General features: G+C 73.7%; 19 protein-coding genes. 11 read left to right on the forward strand and 8 right to left on the reverse strand.

The features are described from left to right. Positions 1-56: 56 nt before the first annotated feature. Genes FAF44_RS24760 through FAF44_RS55915 form a run of 3 tightly spaced genes read left to right on the forward strand, consistent with a single transcriptional unit; the run spans position 57 to position 2,739 of the window. A complete protein-coding gene (locus tag FAF44_RS24760) occupies positions 57-893 on the forward strand; it encodes an ABC transporter ATP-binding protein (RefSeq protein ID WP_237105636.1) in 837 nt (278 codons plus the stop codon). Next, positions 890-1,918, forward strand: coding sequence for an aliphatic sulfonate ABC transporter substrate-binding protein (locus tag FAF44_RS24765; protein ID WP_237105637.1), 1,029 nt, complete (start codon positions 890-892; stop codon positions 1,916-1,918). The genes FAF44_RS24760 and FAF44_RS24765 overlap by 4 nt, the downstream gene beginning before the upstream one ends. Further along, on the forward strand, positions 1,915-2,739 hold the full coding sequence (locus tag FAF44_RS55915) for an ABC transporter permease (RefSeq protein ID WP_237105638.1): 825 nt from the start codon (positions 1,915-1,917) through the stop codon (positions 2,737-2,739). Before FAF44_RS24765 ends, FAF44_RS55915 begins: the two co-directional genes overlap by 4 nt. A 12-nt stretch (positions 2,740-2,751) precedes the next feature. On the opposite strand, the gene FAF44_RS24775 is transcribed toward FAF44_RS55915, so the two are convergent. The 3 genes from FAF44_RS24775 to FAF44_RS24785 form a co-directional block, all read right to left on the reverse strand. Continuing rightward, complete coding sequence (locus FAF44_RS24775) at positions 2,752-3,906, reverse strand: acyl-CoA dehydrogenase family protein (protein ID WP_237105639.1); 1,155 nt, start codon at positions 3,904-3,906, stop codon at positions 2,752-2,754. Positions 3,907-3,997: 91 nt separating this feature from the next. Continuing rightward, positions 3,998-5,152 carry an LLM class flavin-dependent oxidoreductase gene (locus FAF44_RS24780; RefSeq protein WP_237105640.1) on the reverse strand — a complete coding sequence of 385 codons (1,155 nt, stop codon included), beginning with the start codon at positions 5,150-5,152 and terminating at the stop codon, positions 3,998-4,000. Positions 5,153-5,161: 9 nt separating this feature from the next. Continuing rightward, positions 5,162-6,355, reverse strand: coding sequence for an SfnB family sulfur acquisition oxidoreductase (locus tag FAF44_RS24785; RefSeq protein WP_237105641.1), 1,194 nt, complete (start codon positions 6,353-6,355; stop codon positions 5,162-5,164). Between the two features lie 84 nt (positions 6,356-6,439). Between FAF44_RS24785 and FAF44_RS24790 the strand changes: the two genes are divergently transcribed. From FAF44_RS24790 to FAF44_RS24820, 7 genes are read left to right on the forward strand one after another with little or no spacing between them, the layout of a single operon-like run. Further along, the gene (locus FAF44_RS24790; RefSeq protein WP_237105642.1) at positions 6,440-8,059 is read left to right on the forward strand and encodes an ABC transporter substrate-binding protein; all 1,620 of its coding nucleotides are present in this window, start codon (positions 6,440-6,442) and stop codon (positions 8,057-8,059) included. Positions 8,060-8,062: 3 nt separating this feature from the next. Next, entirely contained in the window at positions 8,063-9,691 is a 1,629-nt protein-coding gene (locus tag FAF44_RS24795) for an ABC transporter substrate-binding protein (RefSeq protein ID WP_237105643.1), read from the forward strand. Continuing rightward, positions 9,688-10,623 carry an ABC transporter permease gene (locus FAF44_RS24800; RefSeq protein ID WP_237105644.1) on the forward strand — a complete coding sequence of 312 codons (936 nt, stop codon included), beginning with the start codon at positions 9,688-9,690 and terminating at the stop codon, positions 10,621-10,623. The genes FAF44_RS24795 and FAF44_RS24800 overlap by 4 nt, the downstream gene beginning before the upstream one ends. Further along, on the forward strand, positions 10,620-11,423 hold the full coding sequence (locus FAF44_RS24805; RefSeq protein ID WP_237105645.1) for an ABC transporter permease: 804 nt from the start codon (positions 10,620-10,622) through the stop codon (positions 11,421-11,423). The genes FAF44_RS24800 and FAF44_RS24805 overlap by 4 nt, the downstream gene beginning before the upstream one ends. After that, on the forward strand, positions 11,420-13,000 hold the full coding sequence (locus FAF44_RS24810) for an ABC transporter ATP-binding protein (protein ID WP_237105646.1): 1,581 nt from the start codon (positions 11,420-11,422) through the stop codon (positions 12,998-13,000). The genes FAF44_RS24805 and FAF44_RS24810 overlap by 4 nt, the downstream gene beginning before the upstream one ends. Before the next feature lies 1 nt (position 13,001). After that, the gene (locus tag FAF44_RS24815) at positions 13,002-14,180 is read left to right on the forward strand and encodes an SfnB family sulfur acquisition oxidoreductase (RefSeq protein WP_237105647.1); all 1,179 of its coding nucleotides are present in this window, start codon (positions 13,002-13,004) and stop codon (positions 14,178-14,180) included. After that, positions 14,177-15,565 carry an LLM class flavin-dependent oxidoreductase gene (locus FAF44_RS24820; RefSeq protein ID WP_237105648.1) on the forward strand — a complete coding sequence of 463 codons (1,389 nt, stop codon included), beginning with the start codon at positions 14,177-14,179 and terminating at the stop codon, positions 15,563-15,565. Before FAF44_RS24815 ends, FAF44_RS24820 begins: the two co-directional genes overlap by 4 nt. On the opposite strand, the gene FAF44_RS24825 is transcribed toward FAF44_RS24820, so the two are convergent. The 3 genes from FAF44_RS24825 to FAF44_RS24835 form a co-directional block, all read right to left on the reverse strand. Beyond that, positions 15,526-16,650 carry a DUF418 domain-containing protein gene (locus FAF44_RS24825; protein ID WP_237105649.1) on the reverse strand — a complete coding sequence of 375 codons (1,125 nt, stop codon included), beginning with the start codon at positions 16,648-16,650 and terminating at the stop codon, positions 15,526-15,528. The two genes, FAF44_RS24820 and FAF44_RS24825, sit on opposite strands and share 40 nt — an antisense overlap. 141 nt (positions 16,651-16,791) lie before the next feature. Beyond that, a complete protein-coding gene (locus FAF44_RS24830; protein ID WP_237105650.1) occupies positions 16,792-17,766 on the reverse strand; it encodes an aldo/keto reductase in 975 nt (324 codons plus the stop codon). A 35-nt stretch (positions 17,767-17,801) separates the two neighbouring features. Further along, on the reverse strand, positions 17,802-18,980 hold the full coding sequence (locus FAF44_RS24835) for a macrolide family glycosyltransferase (protein WP_237105651.1): 1,179 nt from the start codon (positions 18,978-18,980) through the stop codon (positions 17,802-17,804). Between the two features lie 40 nt (positions 18,981-19,020). Between FAF44_RS24835 and FAF44_RS24840 the strand changes: the two genes are divergently transcribed. Beyond that, positions 19,021-19,623 carry a TetR/AcrR family transcriptional regulator gene (locus FAF44_RS24840; RefSeq protein ID WP_237105652.1) on the forward strand — a complete coding sequence of 201 codons (603 nt, stop codon included), beginning with the start codon at positions 19,021-19,023 and terminating at the stop codon, positions 19,621-19,623. Positions 19,624-19,661: 38 nt separating this feature from the next. Here the strand turns inward: FAF44_RS24840 and FAF44_RS24845 are convergent, their stop codons facing one another. Next, positions 19,662-21,368, reverse strand: coding sequence for a carbohydrate-binding module family 20 domain-containing protein (locus tag FAF44_RS24845; protein ID WP_237105653.1), 1,707 nt, complete (start codon positions 21,366-21,368; stop codon positions 19,662-19,664). A gap of 117 nt (positions 21,369-21,485) precedes the next feature. After that, positions 21,486-23,603 carry a DEAD/DEAH box helicase gene (locus FAF44_RS24850; RefSeq protein WP_237105654.1) on the reverse strand — a complete coding sequence of 706 codons (2,118 nt, stop codon included), beginning with the start codon at positions 23,601-23,603 and terminating at the stop codon, positions 21,486-21,488. Positions 23,604-23,617 lie beyond the last annotated feature (14 nt).

Below are 23,617 nucleotides of genomic sequence, written 5' to 3' on the forward strand. Positions count from 1 at the left end.
GGCCCCGTGTGTCGGCGATCCCGGCGGCCGGTCCAGAGACGTTCCGAGGAGACAGCATGACGATCGGGCGCGCCGCCCACCCCGAAGGCCCCGCGTCCGCCGCGGCGGTCGGGCTGCGAGGGGTCGGTCACGCCTACGGCACCGGCTCCAGGAGCGGCCCCGGTCACACGGTGCTGCGCGACGTCGCGCTCGACATCTCGCCCGGCGAGATCGTCGCCCTCCTGGGGCCGTCAGGATGCGGCAAGTCCACCCTGCTCAGGCTGGTCGCCGGGCTGGAGACGCCGGGGACCGGCACGATCACGGTGGACGGCCGCCCCGTCACGGGCATCGACGAGCGATGCGCGGTGGTCTTCCAGGAGCCCCGGCTGCTGCCCTGGCGCGACCTGGCCGGGAACGTGGCGCTCGGCCTGCCCCCGGGCACCGGCCGGGCGCGCGGCGCGCGTGTCGTCCGGCACTGGCTCGACGTCGTCGGCCTCGACGGCTTCCACCGGCACCGGCCCCGGCAGGTGTCCGGCGGCATGGCGCAGCGGGCCGCCCTCGCCAGGGCGCTGGCCAGGGAGCCGGGCGTGCTCCTGCTGGACGAGCCGTTCGCCGCCCTGGACGCCCTCACCCGCCTGCGCATGCAGGACCTGCTGTCCGACGTGCAGCGCGACGCCGGCACCACGGTCCTGCTCGTCACCCACGACGTGGACGAGGCCCTGCACCTGGCCGACCGCGTCGTCCTGCTCGGCGCCGAGCCGGGCCGCCCCGGCGCGACCGTGGTGACCGTGCTCGGTGTCGCCAGCCCCCGGCCGCGCGACCGCGCCCGCCCCGATCTCGCCTCACTCCGCGCCGACCTGCTCGAACGTCTCGGCGTGCCCCGTCCCACCCGTACCGAGGAGCCGGCTCCGTGAACCACCGCCGTCCTCGGCCCCACCTGGCCGAGGAGCCGCACCCCATGATCCACCGCCGCACCCTGCTCGCCGCCACCCTGCTCGTCCCGCTGGCCGCCTGCGCGCCGGGCGAGGGCGGCACCGCCGCCGCGGGCCGCCTGCGCCTGGACTACGCCTACTACAACCCGCTCAGCCTCGTCGTACGACGGCAACGCTGGCTGGAGAACGAGCTCAAGGACACCACGGTGACCTGGGTGCTGTCGGCCGGCAGTAACAAGGCCAACGAGAACCTGCGCGGCGAGAGCATCGACGTCGGCTCCACCGCGGGCGCGGCGGCGCTCCAGGCCCGCGCCAACGGCACCCCGATCAAGACGATCGGCGTCTACACCCGTCCGGAGTGGACGGCGCTCGTCGTGGCCGGGGACTCGCCCGTCACGCGGGTGGCGCAGCTCAAGGGCCGGAAGGTGGCCGCCACCAAGGGCACGGACCCGTACTTCTTCCTGCTGCAGGCGCTGCGGGAGGCCGGGCTCGGGGCCACGGACGTCGAGGTCGTCAACCTCCAGCACGCCGACGGCCGGACCGCGCTCGAACGCGGCGACGTGGACGCCTGGGCGGGCCTGGACCCGCTGATGGCGCAGAGCCAGGTGGAGGCCGGCGCCAAGCTCCTCTACCGGAACCCGGCCTTCAACTCCTACGGCTTCCTCAACGCCCGCGAGGGCTTCCTCGCCGAAAGTCCGGACCTCGTCCAGAAGGTGCTGGACGCCTACGAGCGGGCGCGCGCGTGGATCGCCGCGAACCCCGACGAGGCGGTCCGGCTGCTGGCCGCGGAGGCGAAGCTGACGCCCGAGGTCGCCACGGTCGTGCTGCGGGAACGGACCGAGGTCGGCATCAGCCCGGTCCCGGGGGCCGAGCAGCGGGCGGTGCTGGAACGCATCCTGCCGACGCTGGTGGCGGAGAGCCAGGTGCGTTCGGAGCAGGAGGCCAGGGCCGCCCTCGACTCGCTGTTCGCGCCGGAGCACGCCGAGAAGGCGCGGGCGGCGTCGTGACCGGGCAGGCCGTGGAGCGGGCGCCGGCGCGGGCCGCCGGGGACGAGGAGCGCGCTCCCGCCGCCCGCCGGCTCCGGCCGGGCCGGCGGGCCGCCGGGCTGGTGGTGCCGCTGGCGCTGCTGGCCGCCTGGCAGCTCGCCTCCGGCGGCGGCCTGTTCACCCCGGCCCAGCTCCCCTCCCCGTCGGCCGTGCTGGCGGCGGTGGCGGAGCTGATCCGGCGCGGAGAACTGTGGCAGCACGTCGCGATCAGCGGGCAGCGCGTGCTGCTGGGGTTCGCGGCGGGCGCGGCGGCGGGGCTGGCGCTGGGCGCGGCGGTCGGCCTGTACGGTCCGGTCCGGGCGCTGCTCGCGCCCAGCGTGGCGGCCCTGCGCGCGGTGCCGTCGCTGGCCTGGGTGCCGCTGCTGGTGCTCTGGCTGGGCATCGCCGAGGCTCCGAAGATCGTCCTGGTGGCGATCGGCGCGTTCTTCCCCGTCTACACCACCGTCTCCACGGCCCTGGCCCACGTGGACCCCCACCTGGTCGAGGCAGGCCGGGCGTACGGGCTGCGCGGGGTGGGCCTGCTCACCCGCGTCCAGCTCCCGTACGCCGCGCCCGCCGTCGTCGCCGGGCTGCGGCTGGGCCTGGCGCAGGGGTGGCTGTTCCTGGTCGCCGCGGAGCTGATCGCCTCGTCGATGGGGCTCGGGTTCCTGCTGATCGACAGCCAGAACACCGGCCGCACCGACATCCTGCTGCTGTCGATCCTGCTGCTCGCCCTGCTGGGCAAGGCCGCCGACGGGCTGCTCGGCCTGGTGGCCGGCCCGCTCACCCGGCGCTCCGGGTGAGCGGGCGACCTCTCAGAACAGGCCGTTGACCGGCGGCTGCGCGCCGGTGAGGCGGTAGGCGCCGACCACGGCGGCCTTCCAGGCGCGCGGGTTGTGGTTGGTGACGGTCCTGGCGTTGCGCCAGTGCCGGTCGAGGTTGTGCCGGCGGGCCACCGCGGAGCCGCCGCCCACGTCGAACAGCAGCTCGGCCGCGCGCAGCGCCGACTCGGCGGCGACGTACTGGGCCTGCGCCACCTCCACGGCCGCCTCGGTGAGCAGGTCGGGCGCGAGCTCGCCGGCCCAGGCCCGGTCGATGGCCGCCGCGGCGCGCAGCACCGCCGCCTCGGCGGCGTAGGCCCGTGCCGAGATCTCGCCGACGGCGTGCCGCACGTACGGGTCGTCCACGGAACGGGCGGCGTCGCTGTGCTGGATCGGCCGGGAGCGCTCACGGGCGAAGGCCACGGCGTCGGTCAGCGCGTTGCGGGCGATCCCGGCCTGTACGGCGGCCAGGTAGAGCTGCATGAACGCGCTGACGGGCGAGCGGCCCGCCGAGCGCGGCGGCGGCTTGGCGAACTCGCCCGGGTGCACCTTGACCCCGTTGAGCCGGGTGGTCCCGCTGGCCGTGAGCCGCTGGCCGATGCCGTCGAAGTCGTCGACCAGCTCCAGCCCCTCCCGGTCGCGGGGCAGGGTGAAGAACACCTTCTCACCGGAGTCGTCCACGGCGGCGGCGCTGATCCAGTCCGCGTACAGCGCGCCCGTGCTGTAGTACTTGCTGCCGTTCACGACGCCGTCGGCGTCGATGCGGGTGCGCACCTCCCCGCTCGCCCCGCCGACCTCCCACCCCGCGTTGCCGAACACGTCGCCGGCCAGGAAACGCGGGAACCAGCGCTCCCGCTCCGCGGGGGAGGCGGTGAGCAGGTGCTCCACCCGGCCGAAGCCGGGCCGCAGCGCCTGGGCGATGTTGGAGTCGGCGGCGGCCAGGGAGACGAGGAAGTCGAACACCTCGGCCACGCCGGCGCCCGCCCCGCCGTCGGCGACGGGGATGCGGAAGGTGAGCAGGCCGGCGGCGGCCAGCGCGCGGATCTGGGCACGCGGCAGCTCGCGGGCGAGCTCCCGGTCCCCGGCCCCGGCCGCCAGCTCCGGCAGCAGCTCGGCGGCACGCCGCCGCAGCTCGTCGAGCCCGCTCATCGGCCCTCCACCGAAGCACCCATCGGGCTCCGCGCAGGGCCGCTCCTCGGGCTTCGCATCCGGACGGTCATCGGGCTTCGCGTCGGGCCGTTCACCGGGTGCCCGCCGCCGCGAACGGGACCCCGACGGGCGCGGCGGGCGCGGGGTCGGCCGGGTGCCGCCACAGGCCGCGCTCGCGCAGGATCGGCAGCACGCCCTCCCCGAACCAGTACGCCTCCTCCAGGTGCGGATACCCGGACAGCACGAACTCGGTGAGCCCGAGCCGGTGGTACTCCTCGATGCGGTCGGCGACCTCGGCGTGGCTGCCGACCAGCGCGGTGCCCGCCCCGCCGCGCACGAGCCCGACGCCCGCCCACAGGTTCGGGTAGATCTCCAGGTCGTCGCGCTTGCCGCCGTGCAGCTCCAGCATGCGCTTCTGGCCTTCGGACTCGCTGCGCCCCAGCCCCGCCTGCACCTTCGCGACGGTGTCCGGGTCGATGCCGTCGAGCAGCCTGCGGGCCTGCGCCCACGCCTGCTCGGAGGTGTCGCGGGTGATGACGTGCAGCCTGATGCCGTGCCTGAGCGTACGTCCTTGCGCGGCGGCCAGCCCGTTGACCCAGGCGATCTTCTCGGCCACCGCGGCGGGCGGCTCGCCCCAGGTGAGGTAGGCGTCCACGTGCCGGGCGGCGACCCGGCCCGCGGCGGGGGAGGAGCCGCCGAAGTAGATGTCGGGCACCGGCTCGGGCAGCCGGTTGAGCCGGGCCTGCTCGACCTGGACGTGCTCGCCCGCGAAGCTCACCGTCTCGCCCCGCCACAGGGCCCGCACCACGTGCAGGAACTCGTCCGTACGCGCGTAGCGGGTGTCCTTGTCCAGGAAGTCCCCGTACGCGCGCTGCTCGTGGCTCTCCCCGCCGGTCACCACGTTGAGCAGCAGCCGTTCGCGCGAGTGCCACTGGAAGGTGGCCGCCATCTGCGCGGCCAGCGTGGGGGAGACCAGCCCGGGGCGGAAGGCCACGAGGAACTTCAGCCGCTCCGTGGTGTCGGCCAGCATGGCGGTGGTCAGCCAGGCGTCCTCGCACCACGCGCCGGTGGGCGTCAGCGCGCCGACGAAGCCGGTCTGCTCGGCGGCCTGCACGATCTGCCGCAGGTAGGACAGGGTCGCCGGGCGGGCGCCGGAGGCCGCGCCCGCCGGGAGCCCGTGGCCGCCGCCCACGACGTCGCGGCTGTCGCCGTACGTGGGCAGGAACCAGTGGAACGTCAGGGTCATCGTCGTCTCCTAGAGCAGGCCGTGCCGCGGCGGGAGCTGGCCGTTGAGTACGTAGCGCCCGATGTGCTGGATCTTCCAGCGCGCGGGGTCGTGCAGGGTGTGCGTGCGGGCGTTGCGCCAGTGGCGGTGCAGGTTGAGCCCGTTCAGGCTGGACCGGGTGCCGCCCAGCTCGAAGATCGCGTTGCCCAGTTCCACGGCCACCGGGTCGGCGAACGCCTTGGCGGCGGCCACCGCGATCGAGGCGGAGGCCGCCGCCTCGTCGGTCAGGTCGCCGCGCGCCGGGTCGCCGGCGGCGTCGAGGGCCGCGGCGGCGGTGTCGAGCAGCGCCTCGGCGGCGCGCACCTTGACGGCCAGTTCGCCGGCCCGCTGGATGACGAGGGGGTCGTCGGCCGCGCGCTCGTGCCCGCTCTCGAACCACGGCCTGGCCTTGGCCCGGACGAACTCCAGCGCCTCCTCCAGCGCGCCCGCCGCGATGCCGACGTCGATCGCGGTGTGCAGGAGCTGGGCGAACGCGCCGTGCAGTTGCGGCCCGGCGAACGTCAGGTGGTGCGGCACCACCCGGTCGCCGGGCACCTGGACGTCCTCCAGGCGTACGGTGCCGCTCGCGGTGGTGCGCTGGCCCATGCCGTCCCAGTCGTCCACGACGGTCACGCCGGGGGCGTCGCGCGGCACGTACGCCACGTGCAGCGTGCCGTCCGCGCGGCGGGCCAGCACGGGGATCCAGTGGGCGAACAGCGCGCCCGTGCTGTAGTGCTTGACGCCGTTGAGCAGGAAGCCGCCGCCGGGGGCGGCCGTCAGCGCGGTCCGGTAGTCCTGGACGTGCTTGGTGCCGGCCTCCGACTGGGCGTTGCCGAAGCGTCTGCCGTCGAGCACCTCGGCGAAGAAGAACTTGCGCTGTTCGGGGGTGCCCTGCCGGCGCAGGACGTTGACGTAGACGAAGTGGCTCTGCGGGATCTGGGCGATGTTGGGGTCGGCGGCGGCCAGCAGCCGGAACACCTCGGCGACCGTGCGGGCGCTCACGTCCGCGCCGCCGTAGGCGCGCGGCACGGTGATCGCGAGCAGGCCGCGCTCCGACAGGCGGTCCAGCTCCGGTCCGGGCAGGCGGCGCTCGGCGTCGCGGGCGGCCGCGCCGGTCGCGAACCCGGCGGCCAGCTCGCGCGCCGCCGAGAGCGCCTCTGCGTCGTCGGCGATCACGTTGGTCATGTTGTTTCGTCCGTTCTGCGTGTTACGTTATGGTTCACCGTAATCCCTGCAATGCAGGTAGGCAATACCTGTTAAGGACCTCCCATGCTCACCCGCTCCACCACGCTGCTCGTGGCCGCCCTGCTGGCGGCGACGCTGACCGCCTGCGGCACGAACGCCGCCCCCACCACCACCGGCGGCGGCACCGGCCCGAAGTCCGGAGGCACGCTCGTGCTCGGGGAGAACGCCGACGAGCCTGCCTGCCTCGACCCCCACCAGCTCTCCACCACGAACACCACCGTCGTCGGCCGCCCGATCTTCGACTCCCTGCTCCGCCAGGACGCCGACGGCACGCTCAAGCCCTGGCTGGCCTCGGCATGGCAGGTCTCGGCCGACGGCCTGACCTACACCTTCACGCTGCGCGAGGGCGTGCGCTTCCACGACGGCTCGGCCTGGGACGCCGAGGCGCTCAAGCTCAACCTGGAGCACATGCGCGCCCCGGCCACCAAGTCACCGCTGGCCGCCGCCTACATCGCGCCCTACGAGGACGCGAAGGTCGTGGACGAGCGCACCCTCGAGGTCCGGCTCGCCTCGCCCTACTCGGCCTTCCTCAACGTGCTCGCCCAGTCGTACCTGGCGATGATCTCGCCCAAGCAGCTCAAGGAGGACCCGGCGAGCACCTGCGAGCACCCGGTCGGCTCGGGGCCGTTCGTGTTCGACGCCTGGGCCAAGGGCCAGGGCATCACCTACCGCAGGAACCCCGACTACGCCTGGGGGCCGACCCGCACCGGACCCGCCCACCTGGAACGCCTGGAGATCCGCTTCCTGGCCGAGGACGCCACCCGCTACAACGCGCTGCTCGCCGGCGAGGTGGACGTGATCGACAACACCCCGCCGGCCAGCGTCGAGGACGTCAAGGCCAACCCCGCCCTCGCCTTCACCTCCCTCGACCGGCCGGGTCACCCGTTCTCGGTCTGGCTCAACACCGGCCGCGCCCCCTTCTCCGACGTCAAGGTGCGCCAGGCGCTCACCCGCGCGGTGGACCGCAAGGCGATCATCGACAGCGTCTCGTTCGGCCGGTGGACGGTCGCCACCGGCTTCCTCACCCCCTCCACCCCCGACCACGCGGACGCCGGCGGCCTGGCCCACGACCCCGCCGAGGCGGCACGGCTGCTCGACGAGGCCGGCTGGCGCGAGAAGGGCGCGGACGGCATCCGGGTCAAGGACGGCGAGCGGCTGACCGCCACCGCCCTGGACACCGGCGTGAACCCGCAGAACACCCAGATCCTGGTCCAGACCCAGGCCGCCGCCGCCAAGGCGGGCATCGAGATCAAGATCGAGAACGTCCCGGCGCAGGTCTCCTCCGAGCGCACCGCCAAGGGCGACTTCGACGTCTCCGTCGGCATCTGGACCACCAACACCGCCGACGTGCTGTGGATCCAGTACGCCTCCGGGAACATCACCACCTCCGAGCGGCGCGGCCAGAACACCACCCGGCTCGACGACGACAAGCTCGACGACCTGCTGGAGCGGGCCAGGGCGAGCACCGACGCCGCCGGCCGGGCCGCGATCTACGGCGAGGCGCAGGCCCGGCTGCTCGGCCTCGCGCCCGCCATCCCCCTCTACGACCGCCCGAGCCTCGTCTCCTCCAGCACGAAGGTGCACGGGCTGACCTGGGACCACGCCTACGGCGCGGTCACCTTCCAAGACGCGTGGGTGAGCTGACACATGACCAAGACCCCCCTCGCCCTCCTCACGGCGGCCCTGCTCGCCGTGTCCCTGGCGGGATGCGGCACCACGAGAGACGCCACGGGCGGCACGACCACGACCCCGAAGTCCGGCGGCACGCTGGTGCTGGGCGAGAACGGGCAGGAGCCGCCCTGCCTCGACCCGCACGGCAACTCCAGCTCCGACGGCCCGGTGAGCACGGTCCCGGTGGCCGACTCGCTGGTCTGGTTCGACGCCGACGGCACGATCCAGCCCTGGCTCGCCGACAGTTGGGACATCTCCGACGACGGCCTGACCTACACCTTCACGCTCCGCCAGGGCGTGACATTCCATGACGGGGCGGCCTGGAACGCCGAGGCGCTCAAGGTCAACTTCGAGCACATGCGGGACCCGGCCACCAAGTCACCGCTGGCCGCCGCCTACATCGCGCCCTACAAGGACGCGCAGGTCGTGGACGAGCACACGCTGAAGGTCACCCTCAGCTCGCCGTACCGGCCCTTCCTCGACATCCTCGCCCAGGGCTACCTCGGCATGATCTCGCCCAAGCAGATCAAGGAGTCGCCGCAGAGCATCTGCCGGCATCCCATCGGCTCCGGCCCGTTCGTCTTCGACACGTGGGCCAAGGGCCAGAGCATCACCTACCATCGCAACCCCGACTACAACTGGGGCCCGAAGGGCGCCCGGCACACCGGGCCCGCGTACCTGGAGAAGCTGGAGATCCGCTTCCTCACCGAGGACGCCACCCGCTACAACGCGCTCGCCTCCGGCGAGGTGCACGCCATCGACTTCACCCCGCCGCAGAACGTCGAGGACGTCAAGGCCAACCCCGACCTGGGCTTCCTCAGCGCGATCAGGCCGGGACACCCCATGGCGTTCTGGCTGAACACCTCGCGGCCCCCGTTCGACGACGTCAAGGTACGGCGGGCGCTGCTGGCCGCCGTGGACCGGGCGTCCATCATCGAGGGCGTCTCCTTCGGCCAGTACCAGGTGGCCCAGGGCTTCGTCACCTCCGCCACGCCCGGCTACGCGCGGGGCCTGGAAGGCGCCATCACCCACGACCCCGCCCAGGCGGACAGGCTGCTCGACGAGGCCGGCTGGAACACCAAGGACAAGGACGGCATCCGGCTCAAGGACGGCAGGCGGCTGACCGCGTACTTCCCCATCGCGGCGAACTTCCCCGCCCAGCGCATGCAGATCGCCGTCCAGACCCAGGCCGCCGCCAGGAAGATCGGCCTGGACATCCAGCTCCAGACGCCACCCGAGCAGGAGCTCACCGACCGCACCGTCAAGGGCGACTACGACCTGAGCTCCGGGCTGTGGGCCACGAACACGGCCGACGTGCTGTGGATCCAGTACTCCTCCAAGAACATCACCACCCCCGAGCGGCGCGGCCAGAACGCCGCCCGCCTCAAGGACGCCGCGCTCGACGACCTCCTCGAGCAGGCCAGGCGGGCCACGGACCCCACCGAGCTGTACAACCGGGCGCAGGCCAGGCTGCTCGAACTCGTCCCCGCCATCCCCTTCTACGACGACCCGCGCCCGGTCGCCTACCACCGCAAGGTCCGCGACCTGGCCTTCACGCCCGCCTACCCGTCGCCGTACTTCTACGACACCTGGCTGGACGAATGACCACCCTGAGATTCATCGGCTGGCGCCTGCTGGCCGGGGCCGGCGTGCTGTGGGGTGCGGCGACCCTGACCTTCCTGGTGGTGCACTTCACCCCCGGAGACCCGGCCGAGGCCGTCGTCGGGGGCGAGGGCGCCGCCCCGACACCGGAGGTGCTCGCCCAGGTCAGGGCCGAGTACGGGCTCGACCTCCCCTGGTACCAGCAGTACGCCGCCCACCTGTGGCGCATCGTGCGCGGCGACTTCGGCACCTCCTACCGCCTGCACACCCCGGTCACCCAGGCCATCGGCGAGCAGGCCGCCGCCACCGTCGAACTGGCGCTGGCCGGGGCCGCCACGGGCCTGACCCTGGCCGTCGCGGTCGCGCTGGCCACCGCCAGGCGCCGCCGCTGGCTGCGCGGCCTGGCCTCGGCCGCGGAACTGGTGGCGGCCTCGACGCCGACGTTCTGGCTGGGCATCGTGCTGCTGACCGTCTTCTCCTTCGGACTGCGGCTCTTCCCCGCCACCGGCGGCCAGGGCCCGGCCTCGCTCGTGCTGCCCGCGCTGTGCCTGGCGCTGCCGATCGCGGGCGTGCTCGGCCACGTGCTGCGCGAGTCCCTGGAGGAGGTCCTGGACGAGCCGTTCATCGTCAGCGCCCGCGCCCGGGGCCTGGGCGACGCCGCCGTACGGGTGCGGCACGCGCTCCGGCACGCCATGACCCCGCTCGTCACGATGACCGGCTACTGGGTGGGCGCCCTGCTCGGCGGGGCCGTCGTCACCGAGACCCTGTTCACCCGCCAGGGCATCGGCCGGCTGCTCGTCTCGGCCGTGAACGCCAAGGACCTGCCGGTCGTGCTCGGCGTGGTGCTGCTGTCGGCCCTGGTCTACGTCGTGGTCAACCTCGTCGTGGACCTGCTCTACCTGGCCATCGACCCCCGGCTGAAGGAGGCCGCGTGAAACGCGCGGGCGTGTACGCCGCCGCCGCCGTGCTGGCCGTCCTGGTGCTGGCCGCGCTGGCGCCGGAGCTGTTCACCGCCCAGGACCCGCTCGCCGTGGACAGCGGCGGGACGTTGCGCCCGCCCAGCGCCGGGCACCCGCTCGGCACCGACGAGAACGGCCGGGACGTGCTGGCCCGCATCGTGCACGGCACGCGGACCTCGCTGCTGCTCGGCTTCGGCGCCGTCGCCGTCGCGCTGGTCTTCGGCGGGCTGCTCGGCCTGGCCGCCGGGCTGGGCAACCGGCTGGTCGAGGGCGTGGTCATGCGGCTGTCCGACGTCGGGATGGCCTTCCCCGAGCTGCTGCTCGCCCTGGTGGTCATCACGGTCGCGGGCGGCGGCACGTCCAACGCCGTCCTGGCCATCGGGGTGGCCGGCATCCCGAACTACGCCCGCCTCGTACGCGCCCAGACCCTGGCCATCCGCCGCTCCGGCTACGTCGAGGCGGCGCACGCGCTGGGCCTGTCCGCGCCGCGGGTGATCCTGCGGCACGTGCTGCCGAACGCCGTCAAGCCGGTGCTGGTGCTGGCCACCGTCGGCGTCGGCACGGCGTTGGTGGCCGGCTCCGCGCTGAGCTTCCTCGGGCTCGGCACGCCGCCGCCGGAGCCCGAGTGGGGCTCCATGCTGTCCACCGCCCGCAACTTCATCTCGCGGGCCTGGTGGTACGGCGTCTTCCCGGGCGCCGCGATCACGCTGACGGTGATCAGCGTGACCGTGGTCGGCCGGGCACTCAGACTGCGATCGGAAGGGAGGGCCTGGTGAGCCTGGTGAAGGTGGACGACCTGCGGGTCGCCTTCGGGGCGACGCCGGTCGTGCGCGGGGTGTCGTTCGAGATCGGGGCGGGGGAGTGCCTCGCCCTGGTCGGGGAGTCGGGCTCGGGCAAGAGCGTCACCGCCCGCACCCTGGTCGGGCTCACCGGCGAGGGCGCGCAGGTGAGCGCGGCCGGGCTGGCGTTCGACGGGCAGGACCTCACCCGGCTGCGCGAGCGCGGCTGGCGGCGGCTGCGGGGCGCCCGGATCGGCTTCGTGCTCCAGGACGCGCTGGTCTCGCTGGACCCGCTGCGCAAGGTCGGCAAGGAGATCGAGGAGGTGCTGACCGCCCACACCGCCCTGTCCGGGAGCGAACGCAAAGCCAGGGTGACCGAGCTGCTCGCCGCCGCCGGCGTGCCGGAGCCCGGCCTGCGGGCCGGGCAACTCCCGCACGAGCTGTCCGGCGGGCTGCGCCAGCGCGCCCTGATCGCCACCGCGCTGGCCGCCGACCCCGAGCTGGTCATCGCCGACGAGCCCACCACGGCCCTGGACGTCACGATCCAGGCCCAGGTGCTCGACCTGCTGGCCGGGATCAAGGCCCAGGGCAGGTCGCTGCTGGTGATCAGCCACGACCTCGCGGTGGTGGCCAGGCTGGCCGACCGGGTGGCGGTCATGAAGGACGGCGTGATCGTCGAGCAGGGGCCGACCGGCCGGGTGCTGGGGCAGCCCGCCCACCACTACACCAGGCGGCTGCTGCGCGCGATCCCGGCCGAGCACACCAAGGGCACCCGGCTGTCGGAGACCGGGCCGCGTCCCGTCCCGGCCGCGCCCCGGCGGGCCGCCGGCGACGTCGTGGTGCGGGCCGAGGGCGTCGGCAAGTCGTTCGGCGGCCGGCCGGCCGTCCAGGACGTGTCGTTCACGCTGCGCGCGGCCGAGACCCTCGGCATCGTGGGGGAGTCCGGCTCCGGCAAGACCACCACCGCGCGGATCGCGCTCGGCCTGACCGCCGCCGACACCGGGACCGTGGAGGTGCACGGCCGGCCGTGGACCCGCAAGGACCGGGCGCTGCGCCGCGACGTGCAGATCGTCTACCAGGACCCCCTGGCCGCCTTCGACCCCCGCTACACGGTGGCCAAGGTGCTCGCCGAGGCTCTGGCCGTGGCCGGCGTGCCGCGCGGACGCCGCCGCGAGCGGGCCGTCGAGCTGCTGGAGCTCGTCGGCCTCGGCGCCGAGCACCTCGCGCGCCGCCCGCTGCGCCTGTCCGGCGGGCAGCGGCAGCGCGTGGCCATCGCGCGGGCCCTGGCCCCCGAGCCGTCGGTGATCGTGTGCGACGAGCCCGTCTCGGCGCTCGACGTGTCCGTCCAGGCGCAGGTGCTCGACCTGCTGGAGGACGTGCAGCGGGAGACGGGCGTGGCGTACCTGTTCATCTCGCACGACCTGGGCGTGGTGCACCACCTGTGCGACCGGGTCCTGGTCATGAAGGACGGCCGCGTGGTCGAGGAAGGCCCGGTCGGGACCGTCTTCCGCGAGCCCGCGCACCCGTACACGAAGGAACTGGTGGCGGCGGTCCCGAGACTGGCGGCGGCGTGACATGGCACATGTGATCAAGACCGACGACGAGGCGATCGAGGTCGCCCGCGAGCTGGCGGCCGGCTTCGCCGAGGGGGCCGCCCGGCGCGACGCCGGGCGCGTCCTGCCCGAGGCGGAGGTCGCGGCGCTCTCGGACAGCGGCCTGCTCGGCATCACCGTCCCCGCCGCGCACGGCGGCGCGGGCGTGCGCACCGCGACGCTCGGCGCGGTCATCAGGGAGCTGTCGGCGGCCGACGGCAGCATCGGGCAGATCCCGCAGAACCACTTCTGGTACGTCGACTCCCTGCGCGAGCACGGCGCCCCGGACCTGCAGGAGTTCCTGTACGCCGAGGTGCTGGCCGGCCGCCGCCTCGGCAACGCCGCCGTGGACGCCCGCGGCCCCGGCGGGGAGCGCGAGCGCGTCACCCTGCGCCCGCACGAGGACGGCTACCTCGTCTCCGGCCGCAAGATCTACTCGACCGGCGCGCTGTTCGCCCACTGGATCCCGGTGACCGCGCTCGACGAGGGCTCCCACCGCGTCGCCTTCGTGCCGCGGGACGCCCCCGGCCTGACCGTCGTGGACGACTGGGACGGCTTCGGCCAGCGCACCACGGCCAGCGGCAGCGTGCTGCTGGACGACGTCTACGTGCCGGCCGGCCGCGTCATGCCGGTGCGCCGCGACGGCGTCACCACCTTCCGCAGCTTCGGCCTGCTCATCCACGCCGCCATCGACACCGGCATCGCGGAGGGCGCGCTGGCCGACGCCGCCGCCTTCCTGCGCGGCTACACCAAGGGCGGCTGGCCGGGCGCGCAGGCCGAGAAGGTCGTCGAGGACCCGGTCGTCGTGCAGCGCTTCGGCGAGCTGGCCGTGCTGACCAGGGCGGCCAGGGCGCTGCTGGAAAGCGCCGGCGACGCGGTGGACCGGGCCCGCGCCGCCGCCCCCGGCGACTTCGAACGGCTGGCGGACGAGGCGGCCGTCGCCATGGCCGCCGCCCGCGCGCAGGCCGACCGGGCCGCCCTGCGCGTCACCGGCGAATGGTTCGAGCTGGCGGGGGCGAGCGCCGTCCGTGCCCCGCTCGGCCTGGACCGGCACTGGCGCAACGCCCGCACCCACACCGTCCACGACCCACGCCGGGCCAAGGTGCACGACGTCGGCAACTACCACCTCAACGGAATCGCCCCCAGGAGCCACCCCCGATGAGCGGCATCATCCACTTCAACCTCTTCGAGATGAACTGCGTCGGCCACATCCAGCACGGCCTGTGGACCCACCCCGCCAACAACCGTCACCGCTACACCGACCTGGAGTACTGGACGGACCTGGCCAGGCTGCTGGAGCGCGGCCTGTTCGACGCCGTCTTCCTGGCCGACGTCGTCGGGGCCTACGACCGCTACCGCGGCGGCCCCGAGACCGCCGTCCGCGAGGCCGTGCAGATCCCCGCCAACGACCCGCTGCTCGTGGTGCCCGCCATGGCGGCCGTGACCCGCCACCTGGGTTTCGCCGTGACGTTCTCCACCACCTACGAGCCGCCGTTCGCGCACGCCCGCCGGATGTCCACCCTCGACCACCTCACCAAGGGCCGCGTCGCCTGGAACGTGGTCACCTCCTACCTGCGCAACGCCGCCCGCAACTTCGGCCTGGCCGACGAGGTCGAGCACGACCTGCGCTACGAGATCGCCGAGGAGTACCTGGAGGTCCTGTACAAGCTGTGGGAGGGGAGCTGGGAGGACGACGCGGTGCTGCGCGACCGGGAGCGGCACGTCTACGCCGACCCCGCCAAGGTGCACGCCATCGACCATGTGGGCCGGCACTTCCAGGTCGCCGGGCCGCACCTGTCGGAGCCGTCGCCGCAGCGCACCCCCGTCCTCTACCAGGCGGGCAACTCCGATCGCGGCAAGGAGTTCGCGGCCCGGCACGCCGAGGCGGTCTTCACGGGGGCCGCCTCCCTGGAGGCGCTGCGCGACGACATCGCCGACACCCGCCGCCGGGCCGCCGCACACGGCCGCGACCCGGCGCACATCACGTTCTTCCCCAGCGCGTCGGTGATCGTGGCCCGCACCCAGCGGGAGGCGGACGCCAAGGTCGCCGACCTGCAACGGCACATCAGGCCGGAGGGCTTCCTGGCGCAGCGGGGCAGCGGCATCGACCTGGCCGCCTACGACCCGGGCGAGCTGATCGACGACATCGTGGCCCGCGGCGGCGACTTCACCGAGCGGGCCGTGCGCCCGCTGGTGGGCCGGGGCCTGCGGGTCGGCGACGTGCTCGGCTCCGTCGGCCGGATCGGCGGGGGCGGCCCGTTCTTCGTCGCCGGCCCGCCGGAGCGGGTCGCGGACGAGATCGAGCGCTGGGCCGACGAGACCGGCGCGACCGGGTTCAACCTCATGCAGTACCTGTCGCCGGGCACCGCCGAGGACTTCGTCGAACTGGTCGTGCCCGAACTGCAGCGCCGGGGCCGCTACCGGACGTCGTACGAGGACACGACGCTGCGCGAACGCCTGCTCGGCCCTGGCGTGCACCGGCTGCCCGGCGGCCACCCCGGCGCCGCCTACCGCCGGGCCGGGAGGGCCGCCCTGAACGGCGCCTGATAGGCCCACTGCCAGGCCAGTTCGAGCGGCCCGCGCTCGAACCGGCGCAGCCACAACGACGACAGGACCATGAACAGCACGCAGATCCCGGCCCAGCCCACCGGCACCCACCAGGGCCGCAGCCCGTCGAGGCGGGCGGCCAGGCCCAGGCCCCAGCCGTAGCAGAGCACGCCGGCGGCCAGGTTCTGGAACACGTAGCAGGACAGCGCCGTGCGGCCCACCCCGGCCAGGCCCCGGCGCAGCACGCCCGGCGCGCCCTTCATGCCGAGCACGATCGAGGTGACGAGCGCCAGCAGGCCCAGGGAGACCAGCGGCGCCACGAGGTAGCGGTCCACCATGAACCAGGCGGGGCCGGCGAAGGAGGTGAGCAGGTTCAGCGGCACGCCGAGGCCGAGCCCGGCCGCGATCAGCCGGCCGCGCAGCCGGGCCCCGCGCTCGTCGAACACGCCGGCCCGCAGCAGGCGGGCGCCGAGCAGGAACAGCACCACGCCCATGGGCACGATGAGGATCAGCTCGGCCCGGAACACCACGGCGTTCTCGAGCCGCAGGCGCACCTGCTCCGTCCACCCGCCGGGGTGGACGGGCGGCGCCCCGGCCGGTCCGGACGGTCCCGCCGTCGTCAGCGCCAGGGTGGCCAGGCCCACCAGCGACAGGTGCAGCGCGCCGGCGGCGGCCATCCAGGCCGTGACGGCCCGCTCACTCCTGCCGATCAGGTAGGCGACGATCATGGAGGTGAGCGCGTAGCCCATCAGCACGTCGAACTCGAAGACCAGGACGAAGTGCACGGCCCCCTCGGCCAGCAGCAGCGCCGCCCGCCAGAGGTAGCGCCCCGGCCAGGTCAGGCCCCTGCGCACCGCGCTGCGGTACTGCAGCTCCAGGCCGACGCCGAACAGCAGCGTCAGCATGCCCAGGAACTTGCCGTTGGCCAGGAACCGCAGGAAGGTCTCCACCGCGCCGCCGGCCGCGGCGGAGCTGAGGAACGCGGAGGGACCACCGGGATCGGTGAAGATCCAGATGTTGGTGCCCAGCGTGCCGAGGATGGCCACGCCGCGCAGCACGTCGAGTGCGCCGATGCGGTCGTTCACACCTTCAACTGTGCGGGCGGGCGGGCCCGCCGCGATCGTCCCGGGGAGCGAAATCGCCGGTACATCGATGGATGTACGGCCCGCGACTTCGGTCGCGCGGACGGCCCCGGGACGTGTCCTCGGAGCCGCCCGCGCGGGGGGTCACGCCTCCACGCCGGACTCCTTGGCGGCGCGGTCGATCGCGGCCAGTTCGTCGTCGGAGAAGCCGAGCCCGTCCACGGCCGCCACGTTCGCCTCGAGCTGCTCGGGGCTGGAGGCGCCCACCAGCACCGAGGTGATCCGGGGGTCGCGCAGCGCCCACGCCAGCGCGAGCTGCGCCACCGTCTGGCCGCGCGCGGCGGCCAGCTCCGACAGCGCCCGCACGAACGCCAGCACCTGCGGCGTCACCCGGTCGGGCGTCAGGAACCGGCCCTCGGCCGCCCGCGAGCCGGCCGGGATGCCGTCCAGGTAGCGGTCGGTCAGCAGGCCCTGGGCCAGCGGCGAGTACACCACGCAGCCGACGCCCTCCTCCTCCAGCACGCCCAGCAGCGACTGCTCGATGCGCCGGTTCAGCATGGAGTACGGCGGCTGGTGCACCAGCAGCGGGGTGCCGAGCGAGCGCAGCAGAGCGGCGATCTCGGCGGTGCGCTCGGGGGAGAAGTTGGACACGCCGACGTAGAGCGTGCGGCCGGTGCGGACCATGTGGTCGAGCGTGGCGGCCTGCTCCTCCAGCGGCGTCTCCTCGTCCTCGCGGTGCAGGTAGAAGATGTCGACGTAGTCGAGGCCGAGCCGGGTCAGCGAACGGTCGAGGGTGGCCAGCAGGTGCTTGCGCGAGCCGCCCACGCCGTACGGGCCGTCCCACATGGGGTTGTAGCCCTTGGTGGTGACCACGACCTCGTCGCGCAGCGAGCGCGGGAGGAGCCGGCCGAAGGCGGCCTCGGCGGCGCCGATGGGCGGGCCGTAGCGGTCGGCGATGTCGAAGTGGGTGATGCCGAGGTCGAAGGCCTTGTGCAGGATCGCGCGCTGGCTCTCGAGCGGCCTGCCCTCGCCGAAGTTGTGCCACAGGCCCAGCGACACCGCGGGCAGGAGGAGTCCGCTGCGGCCGCACCGGCGGTACGGCTGGCGTTCGTAATCCAAGGGGGGACCTTCCACAGAGAGCGTAATGAAACGTTTTACGACCCCAAGTTAAGCACTTTCTCCACCACGTCCGCCGCCGCCGGAGCGCCGCCCGCCCTGGCGATCTCCGCCCGCATCCAGCCCACCCGCTCGCGCACGGACGCGTCGGCCGCGACCTTCTCGACCGCCGCCCACAGCTCCTCCCCGGTCACGCCGTCGCCGGGCAGCGCCCGGCCCAGGCCCAGTTCGTCGATGCGGTCGGCGTTGGCCCGCTGCTCGGCCATCTGCGGCACCGCCACCATCGGCACCCCGAAGTGCAGGCTCTCCATCGTGCTGCCCATGCCCGCGTGCGTCACGAACGCCCGCGCGTGACGGAGCACCGCGAGCTGGGGCGCGTGCCGGTGCACCTCGACGTTGGGCGGGATCGGGCCGAGCGTCGCCGGGTCCACCTCGCCGACGGCCAGCACGACGTGCCACGGCCGATCCCGCGCGCCGCGCAGCACCTCGCGGTAGAAGTCGGGACGCTTGTTGTAGCCGGTGCCGAGCGAGACCAGCGCCACCGGCAGGCCGTCGCCGGGCGGCTGCCAGCCGCCCTGGTAGGCGCGCTCGGTCAGGCCGGGCCCGACGAAGACGTAGCCGTCCCCGAACGTCTCGCCCGCGTACTGGAAGGCCCTGGGCAGCGTCACGAGCCGGGCCGCGGCCCGGTCACCGCGCAGGAACGCCTGCACGTCGCGGAAGCCCTCCTTGCGCAGGAAGGAGGCGAGCCGCACGGCCGCGCGCAGGAAACCGAGGCTCAGCCCGTTGACGGTGGTGTACTCGTCCTGCATCGACCAGTGCGCGTTGCTCACCAGGTTCGGCCAGTTCTCGACCGAGGGGACCTGCCAGCGGGCCGCCAGGATCCGCCCCCACCAGCACATGGTGCCGTCGTGCACCACCAGGTCGGGGCGCTCACCGCCGTCGAGCTGCGCCAGCGCCGACCTGGTCTCGTCCAGCAGCATGCCCATCGCCTTGACCAGGCCCTTGCCGTGCATCTGCGGCACGTCGTCCAGCCCCAGCGCGTCCCACGACGAGGTCCAGGGGATGATCTCGGCGCCGGTCTCGGCCACCCGGCCGGCGTTGGACTCGGTGGTGGCGTAGGTGACGCGGTGACCGCGCCGGACCAGTTCGGCGGCCAGGCCCAGGGTCGGGTTGACATGACCGGCCCCGATGGGGGCGTGGAACGCTATTGTTGCCATACCGCTGTATTATAATACAGCGGTATGAACAAGGAGGGCCATGCCGAAGAAGGTCGATCACGAGGAGCGCCGCCGCCACCTCGCCGAGGCCGTGCTGCGCATCGCCGGGCGCGACGGGCTCGGCCAGGCCAAGCTGCGTGACGTCGCGGCCGAGGCGGGCGTGTCGCTCGGCACGGTGCAGCACTACTTCGCCAGCAAGGACGAGATGCTCCGCTACGTGGTCGGCTACCTGGGCGAGGCCGTCGCCCAGCGGATCATGACGGGCATGGCGGAGCCCGCCGGCGGACGTCCGGCGGGCTCGTTCCTGCTCTCGATGGCGGTCGCGGTGCTGCCGCTCGACGACCGCCGCCGCGCCGAGCGCCGTGCCGGACAGGCGTTCGCCGGCCTGGCCGCGGGCGTGCCCGAACTGAACGAGGATCTGCGCCGCGGCGACCGGTGGCTGCGCGGCCGGATCGCGGAGCTGATCGAGCAAGGGACGCGCGACGGCGAACTGCGCGACGGCCTCGACCCCGCGCACGAGGCCGTCGTGCTGATCGCCCTGATCGACGGCCTCGCCTCCGGCCTGCTGACCGGCGTGCGCGAGCCGTCGCAGGCGCTCGACGCCGTCCGCTACCACCTCGACCGACTCGCCCGCCCGGTCTGAGGTGGTGCGGCCTGAGGTGGTGCGGCCGGACTCGGTCGCTATTTCCAGGTGGCGTCGATCGTCGTGGCCGAGGAGCCGGTCGTGTGGACGCGGTTGCCGCCGCTCTCCCAGGTCACGTTCCCCGAAGCGTCCTTCTTGATGAACTTGTACTCGAAGGAGGTGTTCGCCGGCAGCGTCACCGTCGCGCTCCACACCGGGTACCCGGCCGACGACAACGGGACGGCCTCGCCGGTGTTCCAGTTCTTCAGCGCGGGGATCGAGCCGACGAGGTAGACGTTGGTGCCCCAGGTGGTGGTGGCGTTGACGTTGAAGGTGACCGGAACCTGGTCGGGCGGGGTGGTGGTGCCGCCCGCGACGATCGCGACCGCGCCCTTGGCGGGCACCGTCACCGTGGCCTGGCCGCTGCCGTTCACGCTCACCGCGCCGGTGCCGGTCACGCTGGCGTACGTGCCGGCGGGCAGGCCGGTGGCGAACGTGCCCGCGTACGAGCCGGAGCCGTTGTTGATCGCGATCCAGCCCTTGGCGCCGCGGCTGAAGGCGATCACGTTGCCGTTCGGGGAGTTCCAGCCGGTGACCCCGGTGCCCCTGACCGCGTTGTGGAAGCCGACCATGCCGGTGACGGCCGGGTCGCGGTGCAGGCACTCCCAGCCGCTGCCGCACACGGCGTCACGGACGAACCCGTTGGAATGGGGCGGCCCCGCCTCCCTGTCGCTCCAGGTGAAGCCGTCGTACACCTGTGGCGTGCCGTAGTTCCAGGCGAGCTGGAACACGGTGGCCAGCCGGTAGGCCGCGCCGTCCTTGTAGCTCAGCGCGCTACTGCCGCGTTCGGTGTCGTGGTTGGCCACGAACGTGACGGACTTGCCCGACGGCTGCATGCCGCCCCAGCTCTCGCCGAACGTGCGCAGGTCGGAGATGTTGCCGAGGAACTTCTCGCGCAGGTAGCGGCCGTACTGGAACTCCAGCACGTCGCCGATCCCGGTGTACTGGGACGGCTGCACCGCCTCGCCGGCGCCGTAGATGACCTCCTGGTAGATGTACGGCGAGCCGTTCAGCCTGCGGTAGACGTCGCCCAGGTCGGCGGGGCTGGTGTGCTTGGCGGCGTCCACGCGGAAGCCGTCCACGCCGAGGCCGATGAGCTTGTTGAGGTAGCCGGCGATGGCGCCCCGGACGTAGTCCTCCTCGGTCTCCAGGTCGGAGAGGCCGACGAGTTCGCAGTTCTGCACGTTGCGCGCGCTGGAGCCGTAGTCGCCGTCGTGGATGAGGTTGTCGGAGTTGCCGCAGTCCTCGGAGTAGTAGTGGAAGTCGGCGGCCGAGTACAGGCCCGGGTAGGCGTACTTGGCGAAGCTGGTGCCGCCGTAGCTGGTGCTGCCCTGGCCGGTCATGTGGTTGATGACCGCGTCCGCGTAGACCTTGAGGCCGGCGTCATGGCAGGCGCGCACCATGGCCGCGAACTGGCTCTCGTTGCCGAACTTGCTGGTCAGCGTGTAGTTGGCGGGCTGGTAGATGTCCCACCAGACGGCGCCCGCCCTGGTGAGCGAGTCCTGGGGCGGCGAGACCTGCACGCCGCCGTAGCCGGCCGGGCCGAGGTGGTCGGTGCACTCCCTGGCCACGGAGTTCCAGTTCCAGCTCCAGAGGTTGGCGATCACGTCTCTGTCGCCGGGAGGGGCGGCCTGCGCCGCGTCGTTGCCCACGAGGAGGGCCGCCATGGTGCACAGGGCGGCGATGCCTGCCTTCAGTCGTTTCATCGCGCACTCTCTTGAGTGTCGGGGGGATTTCCCGGAAATTACCCAGCGCCGTCCGGCATTGCAAGAGCTTTGCTGAAACTTTCTGCAAAGCTGCAGGGCGGGGTGCGGAGAGCGCGGTCAGTCAGGTAGCAGGCGGCGCTGCTCCTCCTCGATCACCTGCCGGGCCAGCGACTGCTCCGACACGTCCACCGCGTCACCCGACGACTCGGCCAGGTCGCTGCGCCGGGCGTAGGCGTCGAACAGCTTCGTCTTGCGGCGCAGGATGTCCAGCAGGCGCTGGTCCACCGAGTCCACGGTGAGCAGCCGGTGCACCTGCACCCGCCGTACCTGCCCCATGCGGTGCGCCCGGCCCACGGCCTGCGTCTCCATGCTCGGCTTGACCTGCGGCTCGCACAGGATCACCACCGACGCCGCCTGCAGGTTGAGCCCCACCCCGCCCGCCTGCACCTGGCTGAGCAGCACCGCGTGCCCGGCGGCGGCGGAGAACTCGTCCACCATCCGCTGCCGCCGCTCGGCGGCGACGTCCCCGGACAGCGGCCCGTGCGCCCGCCCGTCCAGCGCCGCGCCCACGGCGGCGAGCACCGCGCGGAAGTACGAGTACACCACCACCTTCAGCCCGTTGGCCTCGGCGTCCGCCACCAGTTCCAGCAGCCGCTTCAGCTTGGCGGAGGTGGCCGGCTCGGCGTACGCGGCCCGGCGCATCGCCATGAAGTTGCCCGCGGCCACCGCCCGCCGGTACACCTCGAAGTCCGACCCGCTGAACTCCACCCACTCGTCGGCCTCCACCCGCTCCGGCAGCTCCGACAGCACGTCCTGCTGGTTGCGCCGCAGGTAGACGGGCGCGACCGCCTTGCGGAAGGACTGCGCCCCGGCCACCACGTCGCTGCTGCGCAACCCGGCGGCCAGCTCGGGCCGCAGGTACGCGATCAGCGTCCGGAACTCCTCCACCCGGTTCTCCATGGGCGTGCCGGTCAGGAACAGCACCCGCCGCGCCCGGCCGCACCAGGCGGCCACCGCCCGCGACCGCTTGGCCTCCGGGTTCTTGACGTAGTGGGCCTCGTCCACGACCAGCATGCCCACCTCCGGCTCCGGCCCGCCGGAGTCCGCGCCGAACCGGGCCAGCCCGTCGAGCGTGGCCACCGCGACGCCGCCCCGCCGGGCCCACTCCTCCTGGGCCGCGAGCCGGTCGGGCCCGTGCAGCGGATAGGCCCGCAGCGTGCTGCGCGCCCCGATCTCCCGCACCCAGTTGATCAGCACGCTCGCCGGGCAGGCCACCAGGAAATGGCTCTCGCCCTGTGCCCGCAGGTGCGCCAGCGCCGCGATGGCCTCGATCGACTTGCCCAGCCCCATCTCGTCGCCGATGATCACACGTTCCTGGGCGAGCGCGAACCGGGCCCCGAACGCCTGGTAGCCGCGCAGGGACACCCGCCGGTGGGTGTCGTCGAGCGGCTGCGCCGCCACCTTGGCCGCCAGATCGTCGGGCAGCAGCCCCCGCTCGGTCCCGATCGGCTCGCCGGCCAGCTCCGCCAGCAGGCCGAAATACTCGGGCGAACGGGACTCGAAGTCCGCCCACGCCTCGAAGTCGCGGGCCGCCGGGCGCAGCAGGTCGGTCGTGACCTGGGCGAGCAGCAGCCGCGTCCCGTCGGAGGCGGGCAGCAGCTCCTCGATCGCCGCCACCGCCTCGCGGGCCCGCCGCCGCCGCGCCGGCAGCGTGAACATCATCCGCAGCCTGCCGCGCGCGGGCCGCGCCTGGTGCAGCAGCGGTCCCAGCCGCCCGGCCAGGTCGCGGGCGGCGTCGAGGGCGCGGGGCAGCTCGGGCCCCACGCTCACCAGGCGGTGCAGCGCGACCACCAGCTCCGTGGTGTGGTGATCGGGCCGGTCCACGTCGAGCCGCAGGCTCGCGGCCTCGGCGGCGGCCCGCTCGATCTGCCGGGCCGCCGCGTGCAACTGCCCCGCCGTCCGCGCGCCGATCCCGGGCAGCGACTGCAGCTCGTACGGCGTGGCCTCCAGCACCTGCCGCACCGTCGCGAACCCGGACCGCTCCAGCGTGCCCACCCGCAGCCGCCCGTCGGTGACGTCCTTCAGCCGCGAGACCGGCACCGCCGCCAGCCCCGCCCTGGCCACGTCGCGGCGCAGCGCGTCGAGGGCGGACACGGCCATGGCGCGGACCGAGTCGTGCTCGCCGAGCAGCCCGCGTGCGTCGGCCAGGAGCAGGTCGGCCTTCCCGAAGTCCATCGGACCTAGGATGC

Origin of the sequence: Nonomuraea sp. MG754425 (assembly GCF_021699195.1) — a bacterium.
Taxonomy (GTDB): Bacteria; Actinomycetota; Actinomycetes; order Streptosporangiales; family Streptosporangiaceae; genus Nonomuraea.

What these genes read in the sequence shown, in the direction of transcription:
- FAF44_RS24760 (WP_237105636.1), top strand. Translation starts at nt 57, where the DNA reads ATGACGATCGGGCGCGCCGCCCACCCCGAAGGCCCCGCGTCCGCCGCG.
- FAF44_RS24775 (WP_237105639.1), bottom strand. Translation starts at nt 3,906, where the DNA reads ATGAGCGGGCTCGACGAGCTGCGGCGGCGTGCCGCCGAGCTGCTGCCG.
- FAF44_RS24780 (WP_237105640.1), bottom strand. Translation starts at nt 5,152, where the DNA reads ATGACCCTGACGTTCCACTGGTTCCTGCCCACGTACGGCGACAGCCGC.
- FAF44_RS24785 (WP_237105641.1), bottom strand. Translation starts at nt 6,355, where the DNA reads ATGACCAACGTGATCGCCGACGACGCAGAGGCGCTCTCGGCGGCGCGC.
- FAF44_RS24790 (WP_237105642.1), top strand. Translation starts at nt 6,440, where the DNA reads ATGCTCACCCGCTCCACCACGCTGCTCGTGGCCGCCCTGCTGGCGGCG.
- FAF44_RS24795 (WP_237105643.1), top strand. Translation starts at nt 8,063, where the DNA reads ATGACCAAGACCCCCCTCGCCCTCCTCACGGCGGCCCTGCTCGCCGTG.
- FAF44_RS24800 (WP_237105644.1), top strand. Translation starts at nt 9,688, where the DNA reads ATGACCACCCTGAGATTCATCGGCTGGCGCCTGCTGGCCGGGGCCGGC.
- FAF44_RS24815 (WP_237105647.1), top strand. Translation starts at nt 13,002, where the DNA reads ATGGCACATGTGATCAAGACCGACGACGAGGCGATCGAGGTCGCCCGC.
- FAF44_RS24820 (WP_237105648.1), top strand. Translation starts at nt 14,177, where the DNA reads ATGAGCGGCATCATCCACTTCAACCTCTTCGAGATGAACTGCGTCGGC.
- FAF44_RS24835 (WP_237105651.1), bottom strand. Translation starts at nt 18,980, where the DNA reads ATGGCAACAATAGCGTTCCACGCCCCCATCGGGGCCGGTCATGTCAAC.
- FAF44_RS24840 (WP_237105652.1), top strand. Translation starts at nt 19,021, where the DNA reads ATGCCGAAGAAGGTCGATCACGAGGAGCGCCGCCGCCACCTCGCCGAG.
- FAF44_RS24845 (WP_237105653.1), bottom strand. Translation starts at nt 21,368, where the DNA reads ATGAAACGACTGAAGGCAGGCATCGCCGCCCTGTGCACCATGGCGGCC.
- FAF44_RS24850 (WP_237105654.1), bottom strand. Translation starts at nt 23,603, where the DNA reads ATGGACTTCGGGAAGGCCGACCTGCTCCTGGCCGACGCACGCGGGCTG.